Source organism: Wolbachia pipientis, from assembly GCF_030373985.1.
Taxonomy (GTDB): domain Bacteria; phylum Pseudomonadota; class Alphaproteobacteria; order Rickettsiales; family Anaplasmataceae; genus Wolbachia; species Wolbachia pipientis_D.
This window is the reverse complement of sequence record NZ_JAUCRB010000006.1, coordinates 20,252-44,219: the sequence shown is the minus strand read 5'-3', so window position 1 is coordinate 44,219 and position 23,968 is coordinate 20,252. Positions and strand designations below refer to the sequence as shown.

Here is a 23,968-nt window from a genome sequence, read left to right as displayed (position 1 = left end):
AATTGAATATAGTTGTATAAGAATACGGATATGCTTGACTTGAATTGTAGGTAGAGATATAAGCTACAGCTTGCACAGCTTGTATCTTTCACTACATGAGACATTGAAGCTAAAATATCTTAATCTTACGGGAAAGGTGTCATTCAAGTAGCTGATATACAACTATACGGACATTGTGATTAGAGCCTGCCAGGAGGGGGGCATGCAAGTAGTTGACACTGGGATCCATGGATTTTATTAAGTTGGTGAGTATAAAAGTAGCTGTTTTATGTTAAAGTACAACGTTTTTATGATTATGGAAAAATTAGATACCAGTGTCAGCTACTTGCATGACTTCCCTCTTAGACTTTTAAACTACAGCTAACCTTAGCTATAAATACTTAAGAAACTTACCAGGCAGAAAAAAAGACAAAAGAAACCCCGTGTTAGCTAATTATTAATATGATTTTATCAGTTGGCATTTTTTAAGCCCTTAAGCGTCTAAACCAGCGCGATTTACAAACTAGCTGGTAACGTAGACAACAATGTAAAAGACATGAGGTGCACATAGTACGAAAAATTAAACATGATACTCAAGATATACTAAGTTTTTTTGTCATTTAATCTGTACAGAGAAGCTAAATAATTAGCTTTTTTTCATTATAAGAGGATTGACGTAGGCTGTCAAGGGGTTTTTATCCCCGTTTCTATGGCGAAAAATTTTGAATGCCGGTTAGCTGCTTAGATTTTGCCTCCCGGCTGGGATTGCTTTCAAATCACAATGTTAGTACAGTTATGTTATAGCTTATAAGGGTGACAAAGTTTCAAAAAAGCCTAATATAAAATAAAAAACTTTATGAAGATCAGAATTGGAGTAATAGGCTGCTTAGGCAGAATGGGCAAAAAAATACTCAGTGAATTGACCACAAACACAAAAGTAGAAATAGCAGGTGCTGCCACCCGCTTAGGTAATAGCGTAGGCTTAGATATTGGGCCAATTATAGGTCACAGTTCCAATTTAGGAATCAGAGTTACTAATTCTATTAGTGGTGTATTTGAGTCATCCGATGTTGTAATAGATTTTACAACTAAAGAATGTATGTTAGACTGCCTTAAAGCGGCTGTGAAATTTAAAAAGCCACTAGTTAGTGGTACAACTGGAATAGAGGCTGTCGACTTAAAAAAGTATGCTGTTAGGGTTCCGATACTATGGTCAGCAAACATGAGTGTTGGGGTTAATGTGTTGCTGAAATTGGTAAAAAAAGCCGCTGAGCTTTTAGGTAATGAATATGATGCTGAAATTTGGGAAATGCATCATAATTTAAAGAAGGATTCGCCGTCTGGAACAGCTATAGAGCTTGGCAAAGCAATTGCTAAAGCTTCAAAAGTGGATTTCAAGCTCAATCAATATTTACACAATAGTTCGAGCATAAGAAAAAAGGGGGGAGTAGGTTTTGCAGTATCTCGTGGAGGTGGGGTGATAGGAGATCATAGTGTAATGTTTATCAATTCTGATGAACGGATAGAATTAAATCACAAAACAATTGATCGCACAACGTTCGCTAAAGGAGCTATTCAAGCAGCAATATGGCTATACAAAAACAAAAGAGAAACTCCAGGGCTCTATTCAATGCAGGATGTGATATGAGCGGTACACGTGCCTCTGTTAAAAATTTAAATCTTTGGTATGGCTCTAAGCAAATTTTATTCGATATAAATCTGGATATTCATAAAAGAAGAGTTACTACTTTTATCGGGCCATCTGGATGCGGTAAATCAACATTCTTACGTTGTTTTAATCGCATGAATGATTATGTACCAGGATGCAAGGCTGTTGGTGAGCTAGTTATCGATGGACTAGGTGATATATATTCACGCGATATTGATGTTGTACTACTTAGAGCAAAGGTTGGTATGGTATTTCAAAAGCCAAATCCTTTTCCAAAGTCAATATATGATAATGTTGCTTATGGGCCCAAGTTGCATAGCGTGGTAAAGAATAGGGAAAAATTAGACGAAATAGTGGAGAATAGTTTAACCAAGGTTGGTTTGTGGGAAGAGTTGAAAGATAGATTACAAGATAGTGCATTAGATTTATCTGGTGGCCAACAACAGAGATTATGTATTGCTCGTGCAATTGCAGTTAAGCCAACTATTTTATTAATGGATGAACCGTGCTCCGCTCTTGATCCAATGGCAACCAATGCAATCGAAAATCTTATACAAGAGCTGAAATTAAGATTTACCATAATTATGGTAACTCATTCAATGAAACAAGCTAAAAAGTTGTCTGATAGTGTAATTTTCTTTTGTAACGGCAAGATTGTTGAATCCGGAAGCGTTCAAGAAATATTTGAAAATGCCAACTCTTCCTTGACAAAGGAGTATATTTTGGATCATTAAGATTTACCGTTTCTGTCATCAAAGTAGCTTGACTGCTTGGTTACAGAAAAACATAGATTACAGCGTCGCGTGCTGGAATGACAACTTAAACCAGTCTAATTGCAAATGCACTTTGGTAAATCTCTAGCTATACACAAGAGCTTTACTTTCAATAATTTCGTTAGCAATAACACGACTTCCACGATCAATATTTATTATATCAGATAGTGAATTAACATCAGTGTAACTGTCAAAATTTTCTACTGTTGACTTTACCACTTTTACTATCTCTAAAAATTCGATTCGTGACTTCAAAAATTCATTAACAGCTACCTCGTTTGCAGCGTTGAGCACAATACTGTTTATGTGTGGAGAGGAAGAATTGAGCACTTCCATACTAAGCTTTAGTGCAGGAAAACGCCTGTGGTCTGGCTCTTGAAAGGTCAATTTTTTTTGCTCTGTTAAATCCAATTTATAACTCGAAGCTGACCTTTTTGGCCAAGACAGAGCATATGAGATGGGGATTGCCATGTCGGTCTCTGCAAGCACAGCTAAATTGAAGCCATCCTTGTAAGCTAAAACTCCATGTATTATCGATTCAGGGTGCACTACTACTTCAATTTTATTTGGACTGATGTTGAACAAGTTATGTGCTTCTATTATCTCTAGTGTCTTATTCATCATAGTTGCACTATCAATCGAGATTTTCTTTCCCATGTTCCAAGTAGGGTGACTTAGTGCCTGATCTACCATAACATTCCTTAATTGCTCAAGGCTATAATTTAAGAATGGTCCGCCAGAAGCAGTTAGTGTAATCTTTTCTACGCATTTATCATCATTTTGCAAAACTTGAAAAATTGCGTTGTGTTCAGAGTCAATAGGAATTATCTGTACGTCTTTTCCTTTGGCTTTCTTAATTAACAATTTCCCGCCGCAAACAATACTTTCTTTGTTTGCTAGTGCGATAACTTTAGTGCCGCTTTCTATGACATGCATAACCGGCTCAAGGCCTGCAATGCCAACTATTGCAACAACTGAGAGATCAACAGGTAAAGAAGCAACATTTGCTAAACCTTCAGCACCAATTTCTACTTTGACGTCTGTACCGATTAAATTTTCTTTCAAATCTTTGTAGAACCTTTCATCGTAGATAGCAGCATGTTTCACATTCAGCAGTTTTGCTTGGTGTGCCAGTAGAGCAAAATTTGAATGGGCACTAAGTGCTTCTACCTGGTATTCTCTTTTTCTCTTTAATAGTAAATCTACAGCCTTTTTTCCGATATTTCCTGTCGATCCTAAAACTGAAACCTTTTTCACTAAAACAGACTCGCGTTAATTATAATAAGTTAAGAAGGGCTCCACTCTCAACTGTTTATCAATTGTTTGACACTGTCTAAGTGTTTAACCACCGAGCTCATGCCCATGATCCTCGCCCACAGATGGTGAAGGGCTAGGCGAAAAAGACTGACCATGGTAATCACCTGCATCATGCATACCATCTAAACCATCTGCACTATGAGCCATTTCGTTGCTGACATAGGGATAATCATCTGGATGAGGTACTCCATCACCATGAGCTGCGTCCATTTCTTCTGATGGCATTTCATCTCCACCACTACCTGAAAAATGCTCTGCAAGGCCTTCAAGAATTTTTATGCCAAACATATTGCCTGATTTTCCAAACAACGTTACTAAATTACCGCCACTTACTAAACCTTCAAGCACGTTATTATAAGCAGCAATTGCTCCTTCATGAAAGTTGAACAACCATTTCATTCCATCTACAATTGTTGCGACGGAGTCACTATGACCAAGACCAAAACCACTTTTTTCTCCTTGCTGCTCTTGGTGTTGTTGTTGAGCTTGCCATTCTGCAATGTTTGGACCTTGTGGTTCACTCATAAACTTTTATCCTTAACCTTGAATACTATATTTTACCACAAATGTCAAAAAATATCAATAAGGTGCTTGAATACCATTTTCTGAAAACGATACGCTTCTAGGCGCTATCTAGACAATTGACATCATAAAGTTAAAGGCTGCCTTTAGATATATTGATAAGACTAGCGGAAAGGTTTCACAATAACCATAATAACTATGATTATTATTAATACTGTAACAACTTCATTTAAAATGCGGAAATAAACGTGAGTTTTTTTATTTAAACCCATTGCAAAATTTTTTCTGTGTTTTGCGAGTAGTCCATGAATAGCAAACATAAAGAATAATGCTAGTGCTTTTACATGGAACCACCCTTCACGATATGCCTCTCTTATAACCATTAATGTGATTCCAAAACCGAGCGAAAAGAGCATTGCAGGGTTTGTGATATATCTAAGTAGCCTTCTCTCCATTGTTTGAAGTAAGCTATCATTTCCCGATCCTAATTTTACAGTTGCGTGATAGACGTAAAGCCTGGGCAAATAGAGCATACCTGCCATCCACATGATGACGAAGATAACGTGAAGAGCTTCAAGCCAGTGATAATAATCCATTGAGATTTGTTACAAAATGTTAGAAATTTCTGATATTATATTAGTTTAATGGAAAAGAAATTGATATGAAAGCGGAAAGTTTCACTAAAGAACAGGTGAGGGGGTTCTACAGGAAAATGCTACTCATACGCAGATTTGAAGAGAAAGTAGGACAATTGTATGGAATGGAATTAATAGGTGGATTTTGTCACTTGTCGATAGGGCAGGAAGCAGTTGCAGTTGGAACTCACGCTGCATCAAAACCTGGTGATGCTTTTATCACAAGTTATAGAGGTCATGGTTTGATGCTTGCATGTGATTCTGATCCGAATGTTATGATGGCAGAACTGACCGGTAAAAAGACAGGATACTCGAAAGGTAAAGGTGGTTCAATGCATATATTTAATGTTGAGAAAAAATTCTTTGGCGGGCATGGAATAGTGGGTGCACAAGTTCCAATTGGTACGGGAGTAGCATTTGCTAATAAATATAGGAAAAAAGATAACGTGGTATTTACATATTTTGGCGATGGTGCTGTAAATCAAGGGCAAACATATGAATCGTTTAATATGGCAGCTTTATGGAAGTTACCTGTGATTTATATTATAGAGAATAACGAGTATGCAATGGGGACTTCTGTAGAAAGATCCACTTCGATAACTGAGTTATATAAAAGGGGGGAGGGTTTTGGCATTCCTGGAAAGCAAGTTAATGGAATGGATTTCTTTCTTATTTATGAAGCTGCAAGTGAAGCAGCTGAGCACGTGCGTAGCGGGAAAGGGCCTATTTTGCTTGAAGTGAAGACATATCGATATCGTGGTCATTCGATGTCGGATCCTGCTACTTATCGTTCGAAAGAGGAAGTTGAAGATATGAAGCAAAATTACGATCCTATAAGCGCTTTAAAGAAGTACATGATAGATGATAAAATTGCTTCAGAGGATGAATGTGAAGCAATTGACAAGGAAGTACGTGATTTAGTGAAAAAGTCGGAGGATTTTGCCAAGAATAGTCAAGAACTAAGCGTTGATGAGCTATATACTGACGTTTACAAATCTGTCGGCTGTTAAAAATTACTTGACAAATTCTGCTAGTCCCCCTATTATGGGGCCAAGGGTATTTCTTATTCAAAACTTGTTTTTGGTTTGCACAGGTTCAATAACAAAATTCAGTAAAAAACTGAAGGTATTTTTTGGCTAGTTACATCAAATTATTGGGGCTGCATATCTTTATAAATTTTTTCACATTCAGCCAAAACCGCGCTTAAACTAAGCGTCAGCACATTATTACAGCGCCAATTTAAAGTATTAGAGGATCACAATTCGCTATCTGGGGTTTCTTTGCCTTTTTTTTGCTTGGTAAATTTCTTAAATATTAAAGCTAAGGTTAGTTGCAGTTAAAACGTTAAAAAACACCAATACTTAAAGTAGATAATGATGGGGGTTGCTTTTGCCTTTTTAGGGGTAGCCGCTTTGCGGTCTAGCATTTGCCGCTCAGAGCGAGTTTTGTAGTGTCTTGATAGATTTTTCAATGTGCTCGGACAGAGGAGCAGTGATAATAATTTCTTTATTATTTGGCAGTTTAAAAGACAAAGAATGTGAATGAAGATGAATTTTATTTGCTATTCCATCAACAAAAGCTTTTCTGCCACCATATTTACCGTCTCCAAGAATGGGACAGTTTATATGGGCTAAATGTGCCCTTAATTGATGAGTCCTGCCGGTAATTGGTTGTAATTTTAGATAAGCAACATTGTGCTTTAGTGTTGCTATAATCGAAAAATGCGTAGTGGCATCCTCAGGAGAATTTTCATCAACGACCACCTTTTCTTGACCTGAAGCATATTTTTTTACCAATGGATAGTCTATTGTTCCACTATCCTTGCTCGGTGTGCCAGAAGTTAGTGCTAAATAAGTTTTTTTTACTCTCCGTTCTTTAAATTCTTCAATTAAATATCTTGCAACATTAGCATTGCGTGCGAATATTATCACTCCACTGGTATCTCTATCCAGCCTATGAACGATCTTAAATGTTTCTCCCTCTCTTATTTGGTCAAGCAAATCACTAATGCTAATCTTTACCTTTTCACCACCTTGAACGATTACTCCTCTAGGTTTGTTTATAGCTAGTATATATTCATCTTTATATAATATGCTGTCTCTTAGTAGATTCACTAACTTTTCATTATATTTGCGGTCAGAATTGGTATTTTTAATATAGTCTAAGTATTTTATCGTTATAGTTTGCCCAGGATTTACTCTATCACTGGACTTAGCTTTGCAATCATCAACTTTGATTAATCCTTTCCTTAAAGATTTTTCAATGACGGACTGCCTCAGATCTGGAAAAATTCTTCTGATGTACCTATCGAGCCTAATGTTGTTATCTTCTACTGATATAGTTTTGATGTTTTGTAGCATTTCATTATATATAATAATATCTAGAAAAAATATCAATTATTAGAGTCATTCTAGCGCTTGACGATGAAATCTAGATAATATAGATCTTATTGTCAGACAATAGGATGCCTTGTTACAACTATATTCTTCGTGCCTCCTCCAAGCCTTGTTTTTCTGCTTCGTCTATTTTAGTACTGCCTTTAACGGCATATGTGTAGCGCTACCAACTGCCAATGTTACTATTGCAACTTTGGCTACCGCTATTACTATGGGTATTAACTCAACTGCAACTGTTCCGGTTGTAGAAAGTGCTATCGCTGCAACAGTGTCTGATAATGCGGTTACACCACCGACATATAACCCATTCTTTTTTGCCTTCTTCTCTAAGAACTGTATTATATGTCCATTTTTGTCAAACAATAAAAAGCTTGTTCCTGCCTTTGTTAGAATATTAACCATTTCTTTATTATTATGTTGAGCAGCTTTACTTAAGAGCGCGTCTTTTCTATTATTCACTGCATTAAGATTTGCTCCTGCTTCTATCAGAATATCAACTATTTCTGTATGGCCGTAATAAGCAGCCAAATGTAAAGGTGTGTTTCCTTTACCTAATACTTTATTAACATCTGCTTCTGCTAAAACGTCAACCACCTTTTTGTAGCCATTAGCAGCTAAACCTAATAATGTACAAGAAAGATCCAGAATTAGCCTCATTCCTGTTTAATAATCCATTCCACGGGGTATTCTTTATATTTTCGAACTGGCGATTTACACCAAAACCGGCTTCACCCCACTGTTTATATCCACCTTCGTTCTCTGCTTTTAATTTCTCTCTTATTTTTTCAATTATGTTATCTTTATTTAAATCTTCTTCCTCATTAACTGCACTTAATATTCTTTTCTACTGCTCATAGTTCATTGTCATAACTTTATCCCTACTTCAATAATATTTTAATTATCATGTATTATGGCACAAAAGTCAATGCGCTTTTTCTATGGGTATGACATTAGAGTTTAAGACTCTGCTGTTAACTTCCTGTAGAACTAGTGAAACAAATATTAGTGCTTGCTTAAAGCCACTTAGTTAGTTATAGTTTCGTGGTCTAAATATAGTAAAATGATTGCTTTTATTCCTCTAGTCATCTTTTTAATCTTATATCTTGGAAGTGGTACTTATTTCTCCTTTATTGGAACTGACAATCCACCCCGTTAGGGTTCACCAGTAATTTGCTTATTACCACAGCACTATTTTTTGCTGTCTCGCGCAACACAGATAAAATTCAACGTAACATTTATACTGTTATTGATGGCATGGGTGATAAAAACACCCTTACTATGTGCTTAGTTTTTCTATTTTCCGGAGCATTTTCTGCTGTTACTCAATCAATTGGTAGCGCAGATACTGTTGCTAATTTAATTCTCGACTTTCTTCCAGCACGATTACTACTACCTGGAGTATTTTGGCTTCTGCTTTTATTTCAACTGCAATTGGCACATCTATGGGAGTTGTTGCACTGATGGTACCTATAGCTGTTAATCTAACAAAAAATGGGGCTTTTGGTCTTGAGATAGAAACTGCAACTGTGGTAGGTGGTGCTGTATTTGGCGATGACCTCTCAATTATATCTGACACCACTATTGTATCTGTTTCTTCACAGGGAGCTACAATCAAAGATAAACTTAAAGAGAACTTTAAAGTAGCGTTTGTTGCCAGCATTATAATACTGACTTGCCTAGTAGTTACCGCATGTAGTACAAAAAATGTCCATGTATCAAATTTAGATTATTTGTCAGTGGTAAAAATTATTCCTTATTTTCTCTAATAATCATGGGCCTATTTGAGATTACCACCTTGGTAACGATAACTATAAACATAATTATTGCTGGTATACTGGGAATAACTTTTTTTGATTATGCTGTAATTCAATACTCTAATGACATATATAATGGTTTTAAAAGCAAGTGGAATAGTGATATTTTCTCTATTTATCGGCAGGTTAAGCCATATAATGTGCAAACAAGGTCGAAAGGCATTACATAAACTCATCGATGAAAGTAGTATAACAAAAACTAAAACTGAACTTGTAATAGCAGGAATAGCGTCTATGGTTACTATTTTGGTTGCCAATAATATCATTGCTATTTTATTAAATGGTATTGCAAAAAGGCTAGCGCAAAAACATGATGTTGCATCGTACCGTAGTGCATATTTGTTAGATATCTTTGCCTGCATTACAAAAGGTATCTTGCATTATGATTCTCAACTACTGCTGGCAGGTAGCATAGCCTCTGTATTACCTATTTCTTTATTAACACAAGTATATTAATGCTTTATTTTAGCAGCAGTTACAATAGGTGAAATAATTATCGACAGTAAAAAAGAGAAACGTTACACAGCTACAACTTAATACACTGGCGGGCTTTCAATGCACCTTGTTATAGATCTGACGCTATACTTTCCGTTCATTCCCAGTAACTTTTTCAACACTAGGCTCTAATAGCATATTGTAACACCACCAACCTCTAGCGCCGCTGTTCCGACTGCAGCTACCGCTATTACTGCAGGCATCAATTCAACTGCAACTGTTCCGGTTGAAAAAGTGCTACCGTTGCAGCAATGCCTAATAATGCGGTTGTACTACCGGCAAAAACTCCTTTCGTAATCGCTGATGTGGGTTGAGCTGAAGAGCTGGCGATTTTTGTAACTTCTGATGTAGATTCTTTTTTTCTTAAAAGATGTTTATTGTCATCCTTGTCAGTGCCATTTTGCAGTAAATTGTTCTTTTTTTCGTTTAGTTTTTTAAGTTGTTTTTCTTCTGCTACTTTCAAAAGCTTCTTTATATAATCACCTTTAGCTAGGTCTCTTAGAGTTTGACCCTCATTTTCTTTTGATAAAGGATCTCTCCATTTTCTATGAGAATCATTACTATCCGTTCGTTACTAGTAGCAGCCAAATGTAAAGTGGTACTTCTATTTTTATTTACCACTTTAACACTTGCTCCATTTTCTATTAGAGCTTTTACAACTTCTTTATCGTCATAACGTGAAGCGACTAAATGCAAAGGAGTATTCCCATCTTTATCTACCACTTCAACATTAGCTCCTCTTTCTATTAGAATATTAAAGGCTTCTTTATTATTCCAACTTAGGCAGCTAAAAATAAAGGAGTTTTGCTGTCCTTTATTTATTGCATTAACGTCAATGCCTTTTACTCTCAGTAGAGCACTTATTGCTCCTTCATTGCAAAACCGAGTAGCGCAGTGCAAAGGTGTTTCACAATCTTAATTTACTGCATTAACATCAATGACTTTTGCCTTTAACAGAGCATCTATTGCTTTCTCACTGCCATAGTAAGCAGTTGTGTGCAAAGGAGTATACTCATTATGGCTTCTTGCATTGACATTTATTTCTCCTCTTAACAAAACATATATTACCTTTCCACTATTAAATTCAGCAGCAACATGTAAAGGAGTCCATCTAGCTGACCCATTTACTGCATTGATATCGTCTCTTCTGCTTTTGGTAAGGCATCTACCACATTTCCTAGTTTATTGTGAGCAACTAAGTGTAGTAATGTACAAATGATCCCCGGCGTAATGAGAATGGAAGACTGTGTTCGTCAACAGCGTAAAACAGGTAATTTGCACCAAAACCAGCCCCTTTCCACTTTTCATAATACTCACCTTTATCTTCTGCTTCTAATTTATTTTTTATTTTTTCAATTACATGATCCTACTTAAATCTTTTCCTCATTAACTGCGCTTAATATTTCTTTCCACTGCTCATGTTTCATTGCCATAGCTCTACCTACAAGTTCAATAATACTTTAACTGTCGGGCGTATAGCAAAAAAATCAACTCATTTCTTCTAAAGGCTCTATATTAAAGACAGAAAGTCCCGAAGCGATAACGTGTGCTAAGGCTTGCACAAGAAACATTCTTGCGGCAGTGAGATCTGGGTTATCTTTGAGTATGAATCGCATGTTTAAGTCGCTTTTGCCATATCCCCACAGAGCATGAAACGCTTCTGCAACCTCAAGTAGGTAAAAAGTAATTCTGTGTGGTTCACAGAGTTTTACGGCAATTTCTACCACGTCTGGCCACTTTGCTATGGTTTTTATGAGGAATAACTCTCCGCCGGTTTTTAAAAGTGAAGGATCTGCACTTGGAAGTTCTTTTGGAGCGTTGCGCATCAGTGAGTGGGCGCGAGCGTGCGCATATTGCACGTAAAAAATAGGATTGTCTTTTGACTGTTTTTTAACTTTGACAAAATCAAAATCGAGAACCATGTCATTCTTGCGTGTTAGCATTATAAAACGAGTGATATCCCTTCCAACTTCTTCCACTACATCTCTTACTGTGAGGAAATTTCCTGATCTTTTGGACATCTTAACTGGTTTTCCATTTTCGAAAAAGTTCACAATATTATGCAGTTTTACCTCTATCTTTGCTTGATTATCACTCAGCGCGGAAACAACTGCTTTAAGCCTTTTTACATAACCGCCATGGTCACTACCAAGCTCTACTATCATATTGTAAAAACCACGTGATATCTTATCAAAATGATAGGCGATATCCGAGGCAAAATAAGTCCAACTGCCATCCTCTTTTTTCAGTGCACGGTCAACATCATCACCGAACTCTGTGGAGCGAAATAGCATCTCCTTCCTGTAAGTCCAATTTTTACTCTCTTTGCCTTTTGGTTTTCCTAGATATCCTTCATATACTAGACCCTTGTCAGACAACAGCTTTATGCTCTCTTCAATTTTGCCACTTTTCTGTAGTTCATACTCTGAAGTAAAAACATCGTGATTTACTCCAAGCAAGTTCATGTGTTTCTTTATGAGTTCTAAGATAGAGCTTAGAGTATACTCTCTAATTACTTGGTTATCTTGCTTTTCTAGAAGCTCCTTGCCATATTTTTTGGCTAGCCCTTCTCCTATCGATTTTAAATATTCACCAGGGTATAATCCTTCTTCTATACTGACTTTTTCTCCCAGGGCTTCCTTATATCGCAAATACACTGACCGAACTAGCGTATCTACTTGTGCTCCAGCGTCATTAATGTAATACTCCTTAGTGACTTTATAACCAACTTTTTTCAATAAGTTTGCTAAAACGTCTCCAAATACTGCCCCTCTTGCATGGCCGATATGCAGGGGGCCAGTTGGGTTTGCAGATACAAATTCAACATTGATGGCTTGATTGTTTCCAATGTTTAGAGTGCCAAATTCTGTTTTTAGTTTATTTATTTGTTTTAGAACTTCGTGCCATACTTCTATTTTTAAGTACATATTAATAAAGCCAGGGCCCGCTATTTCTACTTTTGCGATTTCATCAAAAAGTTCAAATTCTTTTGCTAAAACCTCTGCGATCTTAGAGGGATTCTGCTTTTCATGCTTTGCAAGCACCATAGCAACATTTGTATAAATATCACCATGTGCTCTATTGCTTGGAGGACCTACAATAAAATTTGCTGCACTTGTATTTATGATATTCTTTTGCTTCAACTCATTTAATTTACTAAGGATTAGAGAGGAGATCCGCTTAAAAATGTTCATCAACTAGGAAACTATAAAAACCTGCAGCAGTATAGAGGATAAATGAGGTTAGTTGAAGGGTTATCTTGTGTGAATTATATAGAAATTACTACAGAAAAAAAAGGCCTACCAATGCTGTGTTTACTCAAACAACAACACAGGAGTTAATTGCAACTTGTAAAACACATAAAGTATAGGCACGCTTACAAAATTAACCACTTTTTATCTTCGTTCCATATTTTATCAATATAAAAAACTTTTTTGCAGTTAACAGCAATCAAAAGCATTGTAACCTACATCAAGTATTAGCACAGTCTTATTTAAATCAGGGAATTCTACGTGCCCTCCAGCTTTTACTACAGGTAGTTCACCTTTCCAACAATAAGGTATTATTACTGTATTGCCAGAATCGTGTGTGGTGCCATGCAGCATGATGATTATTGTGATATGGCTCATGAAAATGCTTGAAGCATAGGTTATGGTGATTGAAGCATGGGTGCTCGTCTACAGGAGGTTTCATTTTATTCCTCCATCTACTGTAGGCTTTATAGTAGGTTTTTCTATATTTACTGTAGTAAGTTTTCAAGAGGCTTTCCTCCGCTTCCATTGTCTACTATAGTCTCTACAGTAGATTCTACTCCACTTTGTTCAATTTGGTTCACGCTACTTGTACCCTGAATAGCTTCATTGGCTAATTCATCAGCATGTGTGTTCTTATCATTACTACCTAGTATAGAAATCTTCTATATAATTAAAACTTTACCTCAAATTAGTAGTATTAGTAGGGAAGGCAAGAAAGACCATATATCAAATGGGCTATAATAAAGTTATAATCAATAGATAGAGGAGCAGTACATATCCCTTTTTTTTATACTTTATTTATCATATTAAGTCAATGCTATTATGCATATCGTAATATGACATTACTCACTTTTGATATATAGTGCCTCTACACACTTTTCACGTCTTTTGTTACTTTCGCTACAATTACCTACGGAAATTTACTGCCCTTAGATTATATTTGTAGCAGTATCAGCTGCTGCGATAGGTTCTGAAAGATCTTCAACTGCCCCTTCAATCCTGCAACTTCTGTTACTCTAGTTTTTACTCTTCCGCTTCTGCTTCAGTATGGTGGTATATTTAGCACTACTGTTTTACTAGAGTTGTGAGCTTGATACCATGCTGCATCGTGGTGACTATTGTAACATGGATTATGATAATGCTTTAAATGTAGATTATGATTACCTTGGAATGGGATATAATGCTGCTTGAGGGATGTATACAAATTAGGGATATAATGATCACCTTTAAGGCAAAGTTTGTGTATGGTTACGCAGTCCTTATCAAAGCAAAACTTATTATTGGATTTATCAGATGTATGTACTGGTTTATAACCTGGGAAATAACGTTCATTTTTATTATAGGAATAAGCGTTGTACGGTTGTGAAATTGAATAGCAAGTAATAAAAATCCTTTAAAAAATAACTATTAGATTATTATAGAATAAAGTGATTAATTATTTAATAATCTTGAGATTAAAATTAGTATGTTCAAGATCCTCAATCTATAATACATTTCAAAATACAACTTTTGATGTAGCAGTGTTAGAGTTCAGAAGTTCAACTGCGAACAGAGTAATGATAAAATTTAAAAAGGAGAGTGTAAATATAGTCAGATTGGTTGTATTGCTCAAATGAATTATAATGAAACTGCTATGGGTAACAAATGAGCTCTTGCTTATGGAATTTCTTTATTAAGTAAGGTGTTATACACGTGGGCAGTATTTAAATACTGCCCACGTGCTCTTAGAAGGACATAAAATGCGTATGCTAAAGTGACACTACGTGCATATGTAAGTTGTTTAAAACTCTCTTCTAATAGAGAAGCCTAATACGTCACAAGGATTGTGATATGTGTCATAGTATTTATGACATGAGTTAAAATGGTTATGACATGGATTAATAGCATAAGGTACATATGCAGACATGCAGGGCGTATGAGCTGGTAAAACTGGTGCTGATAAATGGGAAGTCATATATTGTTGTGATAAGAAATTATTAGTATAAATCGTAATAATCCTTGAAAAAATACTATTGAATTATTATAAGTTAAGATGGTTAAGGGTTTAATAATCTTATACTAAATTTAGTATATCAATCCAATTAATAACAGTGTGATTCGAATTTTTTTTGGTTCATATAATATTTTGCAATATTATATTTAGTACTCAAACGTATTAGAGTTTGACTGAGCTTTTCCTAAATATCTCTCACTGTGGGCAAGTACCTTTAGTAACTTTTTGTCGTCCTCGTAACAAAAACCTCTTAGCTTTCTCTTTGCTTTTTTGGTAAGGCTATCTTTTCTGGATCAGAAGATCCAGAAAAAATGTTACATTAAGTTATTGTAGTAATCGTGGTAAGAGAAAATCTCATCTTGGTTGTTACCAATACTACGGGAATAAGAACTTTTTTCCCCAAGATTATCAGGAATTTTTAATTTTACTTCCTTGCCAGAAGTCCATAGAGTTTTATCCATCATTTTAGCGTATCACTGACATTTTACATTGCTTCTATAGTCTTTCATTGTACCATTAGGATTTAGGTAGGACTTCAAGTGGTATACTAATTCTAGTATTGTTACCATCTTTACCTATTCTTCTATTAGAAGAATCAAGAGTTACCAATGGCGATTCTAATTTTGCAATTATAGCTTTGCCTGCACATTCCTTTAATTCTTCTTTATTAAGGTCTAATATAAAATTAGGACATTTATTATTCACAAAGAAATTTTTACTGTATGTGTAATCATAATAAGATGAAGCGGATGGACAACAGAAACTTGTCTTGTAATTTAAAAAATTCTTTGGACACATCATTGAAGAATTTCTTATTTCTCCTTCTTTATTACACCACATGTTACTAGGTGCACCCCACGTGAAGTTTATTTTGCTTCCACACTTGATATCTTTCTCATACTTGGAAGTTATAGCAAAATTTTCCGCATGGTACTGTTGTGCATTATTCTTATATACATAATCCATAATTTCTTTCTTACTCATTAAGTCAGGGAGAAATTGCTCCAAAAGGTCTTTTGTAAACCAAGCAGGCTTACCAACGTGGTTAGTACCAGTACCATATTTTGACTTATAATACTTATTGTATTGCTGACCTGCATGTCCAGCGCAATTATCCTTATCATCAAGATGTTTTTCAGTTATAGGTATACCTTCAATACTTTCTCCATCTTTGCCTTTATTATCTTTGCTATCTTTGTTCTTAACGTCTTTGTCTGTACCAGGTTTGCTTGTACCAGCTCCATCTCCGGCTCTATCTTTACAAGGTTTGCTTGTAACGGAGTCTCTCTCTTTTTTACATTCTTCAACTTCTTTTTTATACCGTACAGCCTCTTCTTTTGCCCTTTCAATTTTACATTGCACAACTTCTTCTTTTGCCAGCTTAGCTTCCGTTTTTGCTCTTTCAGCTTCTAATTTTGCTTGTTCAGCTTCTTCTTTTGCCTTACTTGTAGTGTCTTTTCCTCCTTTTGTCTGTTTAGCTTCTATTATTGCCTTCTCAGCCTCCTCTTTTGCTTTTTCAATCCGATTTCTCAGATCTGTGACTTAATCCTCAGTTGTGGTCTCATCTTCGGTTGTTACTTGATCTCCCGAATGATCTGATTCTTACTTGTGGCTTGATCTTCGTTTGTGGTTTTATCTTCAGTTGTATCTGATCCTCACTTATACTCTCATTGCCATAAAAAGATTTATTGGTATATGCATAGTTGTTATTGATTTTACTGCTATGATCGTGCTTTAACACAGGGACCTCCTATATAGTCAAAGCTGAAATTATATTAAGGTAGAGCAAGTTATGAATATAATGTGAACAATACTATGGAAGAAATCACAGATCACAAAACTTCCAGATAACTATGGAGCTATTATAAAATGAAAGGATTAAAAAATTGATAATTTTGGTTCTAAGTTTAGTATATTCATTAAATTAACAACGACATTGCCTAAATCTTCTCTTAATTTATATAGTATTTCAATAGATCATGCCTCATGTACCTTCGCTAATTTTGCATACAGTCCATCTTTGTTTATCAGAGAGTCGTGAGTTCCTACTTCTTCTACTTTTCCGTGATTAATTACTATAATCTTGTCAGTTTTAAGTGCGGTTGACAATCTGTGTGTGATCATAATCGTTGTTTTGTTGTGCATTAATTTGCTAAGTGCCTTTTGCACGAGGGTCTCACTCTTGTAATCAAGAGCAGAGGTTGCCTCATCCAGTATTAAAATCTGAGGGTCTTTGAGTATGGCTCTTGCTATTATAGTGCGTTGTTTTTGCCCTTCGGAAAGTTTCAATCCTCTTTTTCCTACAAATGTGTTAAACTTATCAGGTAGCTTGTCAATAAATTCCATCGCATAAGCACTGATGGCTGCTTGCCTCACTTCCTCATACTCAGCACCTGGTTTGCCATATAGTATATTTTCCATTATTGAACAAGAAAATATCATGTAGTCTTGTGGCACTAAACCAAACAGTGATCTTAAATTGTTTAGCGCGATTGACTTAATGTTATGCCCGTCGATAGTAATGCTGCCTTTGCTTGGATCATGAAAACGGAGCAGAAGCTTTAAAATGGTGCTCTTACCACTACCGGATGGTCCAACGATTGATACTGCCTGACCTGCCTCTATAGAAAATGATACGTTGTTTAACGCTGGCTTGTCAGGGCGAGATTCATAAAAAAACGTCACGTCGTTAAATGAAATTCCTTTTTGAACGCTCTGAATTTTTATAGGATTACTGGTGTCTATTATAGAGCTTTTCATATTTTTAAATTCAAATAAACGCTCTACTATTCCGAGACCTCGTTGTAAATCATTGATATTATCACTCAAGTTATTCACAGCTCCTGCTGCAAGCACTGAATAAAACACAAATGAAGAGAGCTCCCCAATGGTCATATTGTCGCTTAAGACTTCTTTAATGCCAAAGAAGAGCAAAACGACTAATGAACCTATCACACACGAGATAACCAAAGTTACCAAAATAGCGCGCAAGAGCACTAATCTTACATATGATTTTGATACTGAGTTTAAGTGTTCCTTAAAACGGATTTTTTCATTTTCTTCCAACACAAACGACTTGATAGTTACTATAGATCTGAAATTTTCCTCACTAAATGATGCAAGCTCGCTCAGCTTATTCTGGGCAAAGCGCGCATAATTTCGCACCTTTTTCCCAAGTGAAGTCATGATAATGAGTAGTATGGGTATTATTGCAGCTGCGTATGTGGTTAAGTGTAGACTCGTATATAATAACATGGCGACGCTACCGACCAGAGTTACAAAATTTCGTAATATTGTGAGTAGGCTACTATTTATTATTGATTGCAACATAGAGGTATCAGTAATTAACGCTGAGATAACATCTTGTACGCCTGTGTTCTCAAAGAAACTTAGTTGCAAGTCAGTAATGCTGCTATATAAATCATATCTTATTCTTGCGATAACTTTCTCGCTACCAATTCCAATGAAATACAATCTAATAAATGCAGTGAGAGAAATGGCTAAAACTGTAAATATTGTAACTAATAGTTTGGTAGTGAAATTGTGCTCTGCACCGGAATCAATTATGTTGCTTAAACCTCTGCCGAAGAGGAGAATCGTTAAAGCTGAAAATAAAACTGCAATAAAAGCTATAATGAAATAATGTAGGTTGGGTTTTATGTAGTAAAATAATTGCCTAATATTGGATTGCATCTTATTTCAAAGTTTCTAAAGCTAAGTATATGGATTTTTATTGCAGGAGAAAGGGGAAAGGTGTAGTATGAAGGAACTAGTCTACAGAATACCCCTAAGGAGCAATACGCTCATGGAGATTTAATGCAATAGCCTGATTTCTGCTAAAAGACAGCATTATGCCAAGCGCAATGCTCGAAGATAAAAGGGAAGAGCCGCCATAGCTAAGTAATGGGAGAGTTATGCCGGTGGTAGGGAAAACATTTAATGTTACTCCTATGTTTATTATGAATTGTGTGATAAATTGAATTGAGGTACCGAGAATTACCAGCAGATTGAATAATTCACTTTCATTATATGCAAGATAAAGCAAACGAGCCGAGATGATACCAAATAACATCAATGTGGCTAAACACATAATCAAACCAAATTCTTCTGCTAAAACAGAAAATACAAAATCCGTATGACAATCAGGCAGAAAGGTTTTTACGCTACCTTCACCAGGCCCAACTCCAGTTAATTGGCCTTTTTTAAATGCTTCTAATGATTTTATAACTTGAAAGTTATCACGCTGCGCAAAAAAGAGAAAATTGTGAATCCTTTGCTTTATATGTGGAAAACATAAATAAGCCGTTGTAATTCCAGTTGTGACTATTCCCACTATACATAAAAAGTATAAAAGTGGTATATATGCAATAAACATTTGGCCAATAAAAGAATATGCTAAAAGCATAGACATACTAAAATCAGGTTGCAAAAGCAACAACACAAAAACTAACATGAATATTATAATTGATATATGTATTCTAAACTTCATTCTGCTGGCCAAGATACTAGCTATAACAATAGAAAAAAATGGCCTTATGAACTCAGATGGTTGGACTGAAATTTTGACAATGTGTAACCATCTTTTCGCCCCTTTTGCCTCTACGCCAAGTATTATCACAACTGCCATTAGAATAATGAATAGAGTGAACCCTTTAAACGAAAGGTTAAGTGTAGTTTTTGTATTGAGAAAAGAAAATGTTACTAAGGTAATCAGCGACAGAACTATATAAACTGTGTGACGCCGTATAAAATAATCTTGTGGTAAGGAAAGGCGCTGCGCAATTGTAGGACTTGCTGAATGAACGAGAATGAAGCTTATAGTTAACAAAAAAACTACTGGAAGGATGAGATAGTAATCTAGTGTTCTATACCAGAGTTTAATATTCATTTTGCTCCAATGTGTAATGCTACTATTCCATAGCTCATATTGTGAAACTCAACATTCTTAAAGCCTACTTCTTCGACCTCCATTTTAAAATCAGCTTGAGTTGGAAACTCTCTAATGCTCCTCACTAGATATTCATAAGAACTCTTGTCTTTAGCAACTATGCTGCCAATTTTAGGGATTACTTTAAATGAATATAAATCATAAAATTTGGTAAGTGTCTTATTTTGATAATGCATAGGAGCAAACTCCAAGCAGATAAATTGTCCATTCGGTTTCAATACCCTATATGCTTCACTTAAAGCCTTCTTGCGATCGGAAACGTTCCGAATACCAAAAGCTATTGTGCAGTAATCAAATTCGGAGTCTTCAAAGGGTAAGCTTTCTGCATTTGCACACACCCAATTGAAATTGAGCTGATTTGAATTTATAGCTTTATCACGTCCTCTGCTTAGCATATTTTGATTTATATCACATACTGTGACTTGAGCACTTGGTTCTCTTCTTACTATTCTAATTGCTATATCTCCGGTTCCCCCAGCAATATCCAAAACCTTAGAGTTTTGTGTAAAATGCACACTATTTACCATCTTATCCTTCCATAACCTGTGTATTCCTAGGCTCATTATGTCATTCATGATATCGTAGCGATTTACTACGGAATCAAATACCCCTTTAACTAATTGTGATTTATCCATACTATCTATTATATCAATCACTACACTATATGGCAATTTTATGAAATTCTCAAATGATGTCATTCCAGCGTTACGCGCTGGAATCTAGGAAAAAGGAATCAGTGTCAAGTTACTTGTGTGACAGTAGAGAAACTTTTAAATTAGGTAGTTAAATTAATGTATTAATTAAAGGAAATGTATTATAATTAAGCTCCTGTAGCTCAGTGAATCATTCAGTGACAATACAAAGTATTACTTCCCTTATTGTGATATTTTCTATAGCAGTTGTTGATATGGCAACTGACCTATACTCAATTGCACTGCCAAGTATTGCTAATCATTTTAAAGTAGAAGGCAGTGTAGTACAGCTTACAATTAGCTTAAATTTAGTTGGACTTGCGGTATCTGGATTAATTTATGGTCCATTATCTGACCATTATGGTAGACGCCCAACAATGCTAATTGGTATAGCAATTTTTACTTTGGCAAGTATTGTATGTTACATAGCCGACAATATTATGCTTTTAATGCTAATTCGCTTTATACAAGGAATGGGTGCTGGTGTTGCAGGCGTTGTTGGATATGCAGCAATCAGGGATATGTACTCAGGTAGTGAATATTCGAGAGTAATTTCAAAATTAAATATGGTAGTAGCACTTTCGCCTGGAATAGCTCCAGTGGTAAGCAGTTATATAATTTCACACGGCTATAATTGGAAATTTTTGTTCTTTATCATATCATTAGCAGCAATTATTATGCTCATTTTTGTTTACTTTAAGTTACAAGAAACGCTTACTGTAAATAAAAATGAAACCAGCATAACTAGTGTGATTATTAGTATTATAAAGCAATATATATTGATATTTAGAAACTATCGTTTCCTCGGGTTTTCAGCTATTCATGGGTTAACTTTCATGTGGCTTTGGGCATACATTGCTAACTATCCTTTCATATTTGAATTTATGGGTGTTGAAGTGCAATATTTTGGTTATCTCATATCAATTATAGTCATGTTTTACATAATTGGAACTTTGATTAATAGAAGGTGTGTACCAAAAGTAGGAGTTAGCAGGATGTTAATGATAGGTTTGATATTACCAATAATATCTGACTGTTTGCTGGTATATCTTTACTTTACGAATGCATTGAATATATCCACCTTGGTGATATGCTGGGTTCCAAATAATATTGGGTTTGCATTAATAATAAGCAATAATGTAACCTCTGCGTTAGAAACAATTAAAGTTATAGGGCTTGGTAGTGCAGTTCTCTCATTCTGCAATATGATGTTCGGCGCTATTGGAATATATATAGTAGGAAAATTCTTTTCCTACGGTATTTTACCAAATTTACTATTAACAATAGTATGCTCTACAATTGCAGTTCTTATATACAGCTTACTCAAGTACACAGAAAAACACCCACAAGGTTTGTTGTAACAGCAAACTGCTTCTTTTTTGCTTTTACATTCAAACAACTGTTGTGTAAAAGGTTTGCTGTTTAACTACAATGAATGTAAGCCAATTTCTCACAGACACATTTTACTACGTGATCGGCACTGATATTAAAATGCTCATAAAGTGTTTTATAAGGTGCTGATTCTCCAAAGCTTTTCATGCCAATAAATATACCATTTGAGCCTATATATTTGTGCCAACCCATTTCACTCCCAGCTTCAATTGCAACTTTAATGCTGTCATTATTTAGTATTGCCTTTTTGTACTCGCCACTTTGCTCGTCAAAGAGCCTCCAGGACGGTATAGAAACAACTCTTGTGCCTATGCCTTTTTCATGTAATTTTTTCCTTGCTTCAACTGCAATTTCAACTTCAGATCCAGTAGCAAATATCGTCACTTCTAATTTCTCTGGACATTCACATAAAATATATGCACCAAACTTTGATAGGTTGGCGGATTGATCGACATCGGAGTGAAATTTACGCATGTAATTCACGTTTTGCCTTGAGAGCGCAAACAGTGCAGGTGACTCTTTTTTTTCCAATGCGATGCTAATGCACTCTAGAGTTTCAACTGCATCGGCTGTCCTAAAAACATATAGATTTGGTATAGCCCGAAGGGAAGCTAAATGCTCTATTGGCTGATGAGTTGGGCCATCTTCTCCTACTCCAATTGAGTCGTGAGTCATTACGTATATAACTTGCTGTTTCATTAAAGCTGAAAGGCGTATAGCAGGGCGGCAATAGTCGGAAAACACCAAAAAAGTGCCGCCATAAGGGAGAATTCCACCATGAAGAGCCATACCATTCATACAAGTTGCCATAGCGTGCTCTCTCACTCCATAGTGGACATAAGAACCACTGTAATTGTCACTATTTATTGCCTTCATATGCTTATATTTAGTGTAATTTGACCCAGTAAGATCAGCAGACCCACCAATTAATTCCGGCATAGATTGTGTTAAAAGTTCCATTATCCTGCCAAAAGAAGATCGTGTAGCTTCGTTTGGCATTGTTTCATGTATTTGTTTCTTCAGGTTAGCTAAATCATTGTCGATATTGTCTGGCAAACGTTTATCGAGTCTTCTTTGTAGTTCTTTACTCTCACTGGATTCCAGTGCTTGACACTGGAATGACACTGAATTACGGTTTTGCTTTGCTCTCTCAGCTGTCTCCATCCAGGCGTTTTTCACATCTTCTGGCACATGAAATGGCTCATAGTTCCAATTCAATTTTTCTCTCATCTGTTTTATATCTTTCTCTGTAAAAGTACCACTATGAGCAGAAGATGTGCCAGCACGGCTTGAAAACTTCCCAATGATGGTTTTACAGCAGATAAGCGATGGTTTTTCAGATTTTTGCGCTTGCTCGATTGCAAGCGATATGGAGTTGAAATTGTGGCCGTCAATCTTGTTAACATTCCACCCATAAGCTGAAAAACGCTTTTCCACGTTATCGGAGCAAGAAAGGTTAGTAGTGCCATCTATAGAAATGCCATTATCATCGAAAAGGGCTATCAACTTATTCAGTTTAAGATGTCCAGCAAGTGATGCTGCTTCGTGGCTTATTCCTTCCATAAGACAGCCGTCTCCTAACATTACATAAGTGTAGTGATTGATGGAGTTATCTCCAAACTGTTCTTTAAGTATCGATTCGGCAAGTGCCATGCCAACTGAAGCGGCGAATCCTTGTCCTAAAGGACCTGTAGTTGCTTCCACCCCGGGAGTCAGACCAGATTCTGGATGACCTGGAGTCTTGGATCCCAGTTGCCTAAAGTTCTTTAACTCATCTATATTAATATAACCTGTCAGATATAATATGGAGTATAGCAACATTGAGCCATGGCCGTTTGATAGAACGAAACGGTCTCTATTAAACCATTTACAATCATCGGGGTTATGATTTAGATACTTAGCAAACAAAACAGTTGCAACATCTGCCATGCCAAGCGGCATACCTGGATGCCCAGAGTTTGCTTTTTGTGCTGCATCAATTGATAAAAAGCGGACAGCATTTGCCATAGATTCCAAAGGTAGATGATTCATATGTTAATAGAAAAAATTAAGTGAAGTGTAATATATTACTTTAGTAAAAACAAGTTGA

General features: G+C 35.9%; 20 protein-coding genes and 1 pseudogene. 5 read left to right on the top strand and 16 right to left on the bottom strand.

What is annotated here, in order from left to right; all coding sequences use genetic code 11:
• Nucleotides 1-835: 835 nt before the first annotated feature.
• Together dapB and pstB are read left to right on the top strand one after the other, a co-directional pair.
• The gene (gene dapB, locus QUS22_RS05275; protein ID WP_289513943.1) at nt 836-1,627 is read left to right on the top strand and encodes a 4-hydroxy-tetrahydrodipicolinate reductase; all 792 of its coding nucleotides are present in this window, start codon (nt 836-838) and stop codon (nt 1,625-1,627) included.
• Complete coding sequence (gene pstB / locus QUS22_RS05270; RefSeq protein ID WP_289513955.1) at nt 1,624-2,382, top strand: phosphate ABC transporter ATP-binding protein PstB; 759 nt, start codon at nt 1,624-1,626, stop codon at nt 2,380-2,382. The genes dapB and pstB overlap by 4 nt, the downstream gene beginning before the upstream one ends.
• Before the next feature lie 123 nt (nt 2,383-2,505).
• On the opposite strand, the gene dxr is transcribed toward pstB, so the two are convergent.
• From dxr to hemJ, 3 genes are all read right to left on the bottom strand, one after another.
• On the bottom strand, nt 2,506-3,678 hold the full coding sequence (dxr, locus tag QUS22_RS05265) for a 1-deoxy-D-xylulose-5-phosphate reductoisomerase (protein ID WP_289513942.1): 1,173 nt from the start codon (nt 3,676-3,678) through the stop codon (nt 2,506-2,508).
• Between the two features lie 84 nt (nt 3,679-3,762).
• Complete coding sequence (locus QUS22_RS05260) at nt 3,763-4,263, bottom strand: hypothetical protein (RefSeq protein ID WP_289513941.1); 501 nt, start codon at nt 4,261-4,263, stop codon at nt 3,763-3,765.
• A 161-nt stretch (nt 4,264-4,424) separates the two neighbouring features.
• The gene (gene hemJ / locus QUS22_RS05255) at nt 4,425-4,856 is read right to left on the bottom strand and encodes a protoporphyrinogen oxidase HemJ (RefSeq protein WP_289513940.1); all 432 of its coding nucleotides are present in this window, start codon (nt 4,854-4,856) and stop codon (nt 4,425-4,427) included.
• A 65-nt stretch (nt 4,857-4,921) separates the two neighbouring features.
• Between hemJ and pdhA the strand changes: the two genes are divergently transcribed.
• Nucleotides 4,922-5,905 carry a pyruvate dehydrogenase (acetyl-transferring) E1 component subunit alpha gene (pdhA, locus tag QUS22_RS05250; RefSeq protein WP_289513939.1) on the top strand — a complete coding sequence of 328 codons (984 nt, stop codon included), beginning with the start codon at nt 4,922-4,924 and terminating at the stop codon, nt 5,903-5,905.
• A 423-nt stretch (nt 5,906-6,328) separates the two neighbouring features.
• Here pdhA and QUS22_RS05245 read toward each other — a convergent pair whose 3' ends face one another.
• Together QUS22_RS05245 and QUS22_RS05240 are read right to left on the bottom strand one after the other, a co-directional pair.
• Nucleotides 6,329-7,255, bottom strand: a complete 927-nt coding sequence (locus tag QUS22_RS05245) for an RluA family pseudouridine synthase (RefSeq protein ID WP_289513938.1) — start codon at nt 7,253-7,255, stop codon at nt 6,329-6,331.
• Between the two features lie 162 nt (nt 7,256-7,417).
• Nucleotides 7,418-7,948 carry an ankyrin repeat domain-containing protein gene (locus tag QUS22_RS05240; protein ID WP_289513937.1) on the bottom strand — a complete coding sequence of 177 codons (531 nt, stop codon included), beginning with the start codon at nt 7,946-7,948 and terminating at the stop codon, nt 7,418-7,420.
• Nucleotides 7,949-8,351: 403 nt separating this feature from the next.
• Between QUS22_RS05240 and QUS22_RS05235 the strand changes: the two are divergent.
• Nucleotides 8,352-9,642 (top strand): annotated as a pseudogene (locus tag QUS22_RS05235) (Na+/H+ antiporter NhaC family protein).
• A 160-nt stretch (nt 9,643-9,802) separates the two neighbouring features.
• On the opposite strand, the gene QUS22_RS05230 reads toward QUS22_RS05235, so the two are convergent.
• From QUS22_RS05230 to ubiE, 10 genes are all read right to left on the bottom strand, one after another.
• Entirely contained in the window at nt 9,803-10,063 is a 261-nt protein-coding gene (locus QUS22_RS05230) for a hypothetical protein (protein ID WP_289513936.1), read from the bottom strand.
• A 35-nt stretch (nt 10,064-10,098) separates the two neighbouring features.
• A complete protein-coding gene (locus QUS22_RS05225; RefSeq protein ID WP_289513935.1) occupies nt 10,099-10,500 on the bottom strand; it encodes an ankyrin repeat domain-containing protein in 402 nt (133 codons plus the stop codon).
• Between the two features lie 15 nt (nt 10,501-10,515).
• Nucleotides 10,516-10,737 carry an ankyrin repeat domain-containing protein gene (locus tag QUS22_RS05220; protein ID WP_289513954.1) on the bottom strand — a complete coding sequence of 74 codons (222 nt, stop codon included), beginning with the start codon at nt 10,735-10,737 and terminating at the stop codon, nt 10,516-10,518.
• A 350-nt stretch (nt 10,738-11,087) separates the two neighbouring features.
• Nucleotides 11,088-12,794, bottom strand: coding sequence for an arginine--tRNA ligase (gene argS / locus QUS22_RS05215; protein ID WP_289513953.1), 1,707 nt, complete (start codon nt 12,792-12,794; stop codon nt 11,088-11,090).
• 246 nt (nt 12,795-13,040) lie between these two features.
• The gene (locus tag QUS22_RS05210; RefSeq protein ID WP_289513934.1) at nt 13,041-13,229 is read right to left on the bottom strand and encodes a hypothetical protein; all 189 of its coding nucleotides are present in this window, start codon (nt 13,227-13,229) and stop codon (nt 13,041-13,043) included.
• 1,932 nt (nt 13,230-15,161) lie between these two features.
• Entirely contained in the window at nt 15,162-15,311 is a 150-nt protein-coding gene (locus tag QUS22_RS05205; protein ID WP_289513933.1) for a hypothetical protein, read from the bottom strand.
• 52 nt (nt 15,312-15,363) lie between these two features.
• Nucleotides 15,364-16,209, bottom strand: a complete 846-nt coding sequence (locus QUS22_RS05200; protein WP_289513932.1) for a hypothetical protein — start codon at nt 16,207-16,209, stop codon at nt 15,364-15,366.
• Between the two features lie 615 nt (nt 16,210-16,824).
• On the bottom strand, nt 16,825-18,540 hold the full coding sequence (locus QUS22_RS05195) for an ABC transporter ATP-binding protein (RefSeq protein ID WP_289513931.1): 1,716 nt from the start codon (nt 18,538-18,540) through the stop codon (nt 16,825-16,827).
• A 94-nt stretch (nt 18,541-18,634) separates the two neighbouring features.
• Nucleotides 18,635-19,735: an FtsW/RodA/SpoVE family cell cycle protein gene (locus tag QUS22_RS05190; protein ID WP_289513930.1), complete on the bottom strand. Its 1,101-nt coding sequence runs from the start codon at nt 19,733-19,735 to the stop codon at nt 18,635-18,637.
• Complete coding sequence (gene ubiE, locus QUS22_RS05185; protein WP_289513952.1) at nt 19,732-20,430, bottom strand: bifunctional demethylmenaquinone methyltransferase/2-methoxy-6-polyprenyl-1,4-benzoquinol methylase UbiE; 699 nt, start codon at nt 20,428-20,430, stop codon at nt 19,732-19,734. Before ubiE ends, QUS22_RS05190 begins: the two co-directional genes overlap by 4 nt.
• A gap of 215 nt (nt 20,431-20,645) precedes the next feature.
• Between ubiE and QUS22_RS05180 the strand changes: the two genes are divergently transcribed.
• Nucleotides 20,646-21,848: a multidrug effflux MFS transporter gene (locus QUS22_RS05180; protein ID WP_289513929.1), complete on the top strand. Its 1,203-nt coding sequence runs from the start codon at nt 20,646-20,648 to the stop codon at nt 21,846-21,848.
• Between the two features lie 61 nt (nt 21,849-21,909).
• On the opposite strand, the gene tkt is transcribed toward QUS22_RS05180, so the two are convergent.
• Complete coding sequence (tkt, locus tag QUS22_RS05175; protein WP_289513928.1) at nt 21,910-23,910, bottom strand: transketolase; 2,001 nt, start codon at nt 23,908-23,910, stop codon at nt 21,910-21,912.
• Nucleotides 23,911-23,968 lie beyond the last annotated feature (58 nt).

Bases quoted from the DNA above. Each gene is read 5' to 3' on its own strand.
- QUS22_RS05245 (WP_289513938.1), bottom strand. From the start codon at position 7,255: ATGCTACAAAACATCAAAACTATATCAGTAGAAGATAACAACATTAGG.
- dapB (WP_289513943.1), top strand. From the start codon at position 836: ATGAAGATCAGAATTGGAGTAATAGGCTGCTTAGGCAGAATGGGCAAA.
- QUS22_RS05205 (WP_289513933.1), bottom strand. From the start codon at position 15,311: ATGATGGATAAAACTCTATGGACTTCTGGCAAGGAAGTAAAATTAAAA.
- hemJ (WP_289513940.1), bottom strand. From the start codon at position 4,856: ATGGATTATTATCACTGGCTTGAAGCTCTTCACGTTATCTTCGTCATC.
- pdhA (WP_289513939.1), top strand. From the start codon at position 4,922: ATGAAAGCGGAAAGTTTCACTAAAGAACAGGTGAGGGGGTTCTACAGG.
- QUS22_RS05195 (WP_289513931.1), bottom strand. From the start codon at position 18,540: ATGCAATCCAATATTAGGCAATTATTTTACTACATAAAACCCAACCTA.
- QUS22_RS05260 (WP_289513941.1), bottom strand. From the start codon at position 4,263: ATGAGTGAACCACAAGGTCCAAACATTGCAGAATGGCAAGCTCAACAA.
- QUS22_RS05240 (WP_289513937.1), bottom strand. From the start codon at position 7,948: ATGAGGCTAATTCTGGATCTTTCTTGTACATTATTAGGTTTAGCTGCT.
- pstB (WP_289513955.1), top strand. From the start codon at position 1,624: ATGAGCGGTACACGTGCCTCTGTTAAAAATTTAAATCTTTGGTATGGC.
- QUS22_RS05210 (WP_289513934.1), bottom strand. From the start codon at position 13,229: ATGAGCCATATCACAATAATCATCATGCTGCATGGCACCACACACGAT.
- argS (WP_289513953.1), bottom strand. From the start codon at position 12,794: ATGAACATTTTTAAGCGGATCTCCTCTCTAATCCTTAGTAAATTAAAT.
- tkt (WP_289513928.1), bottom strand. From the start codon at position 23,910: ATGAATCATCTACCTTTGGAATCTATGGCAAATGCTGTCCGCTTTTTA.
- QUS22_RS05190 (WP_289513930.1), bottom strand. From the start codon at position 19,735: ATGAATATTAAACTCTGGTATAGAACACTAGATTACTATCTCATCCTT.
- ubiE (WP_289513952.1), bottom strand. From the start codon at position 20,430: ATGGATAAATCACAATTAGTTAAAGGGGTATTTGATTCCGTAGTAAAT.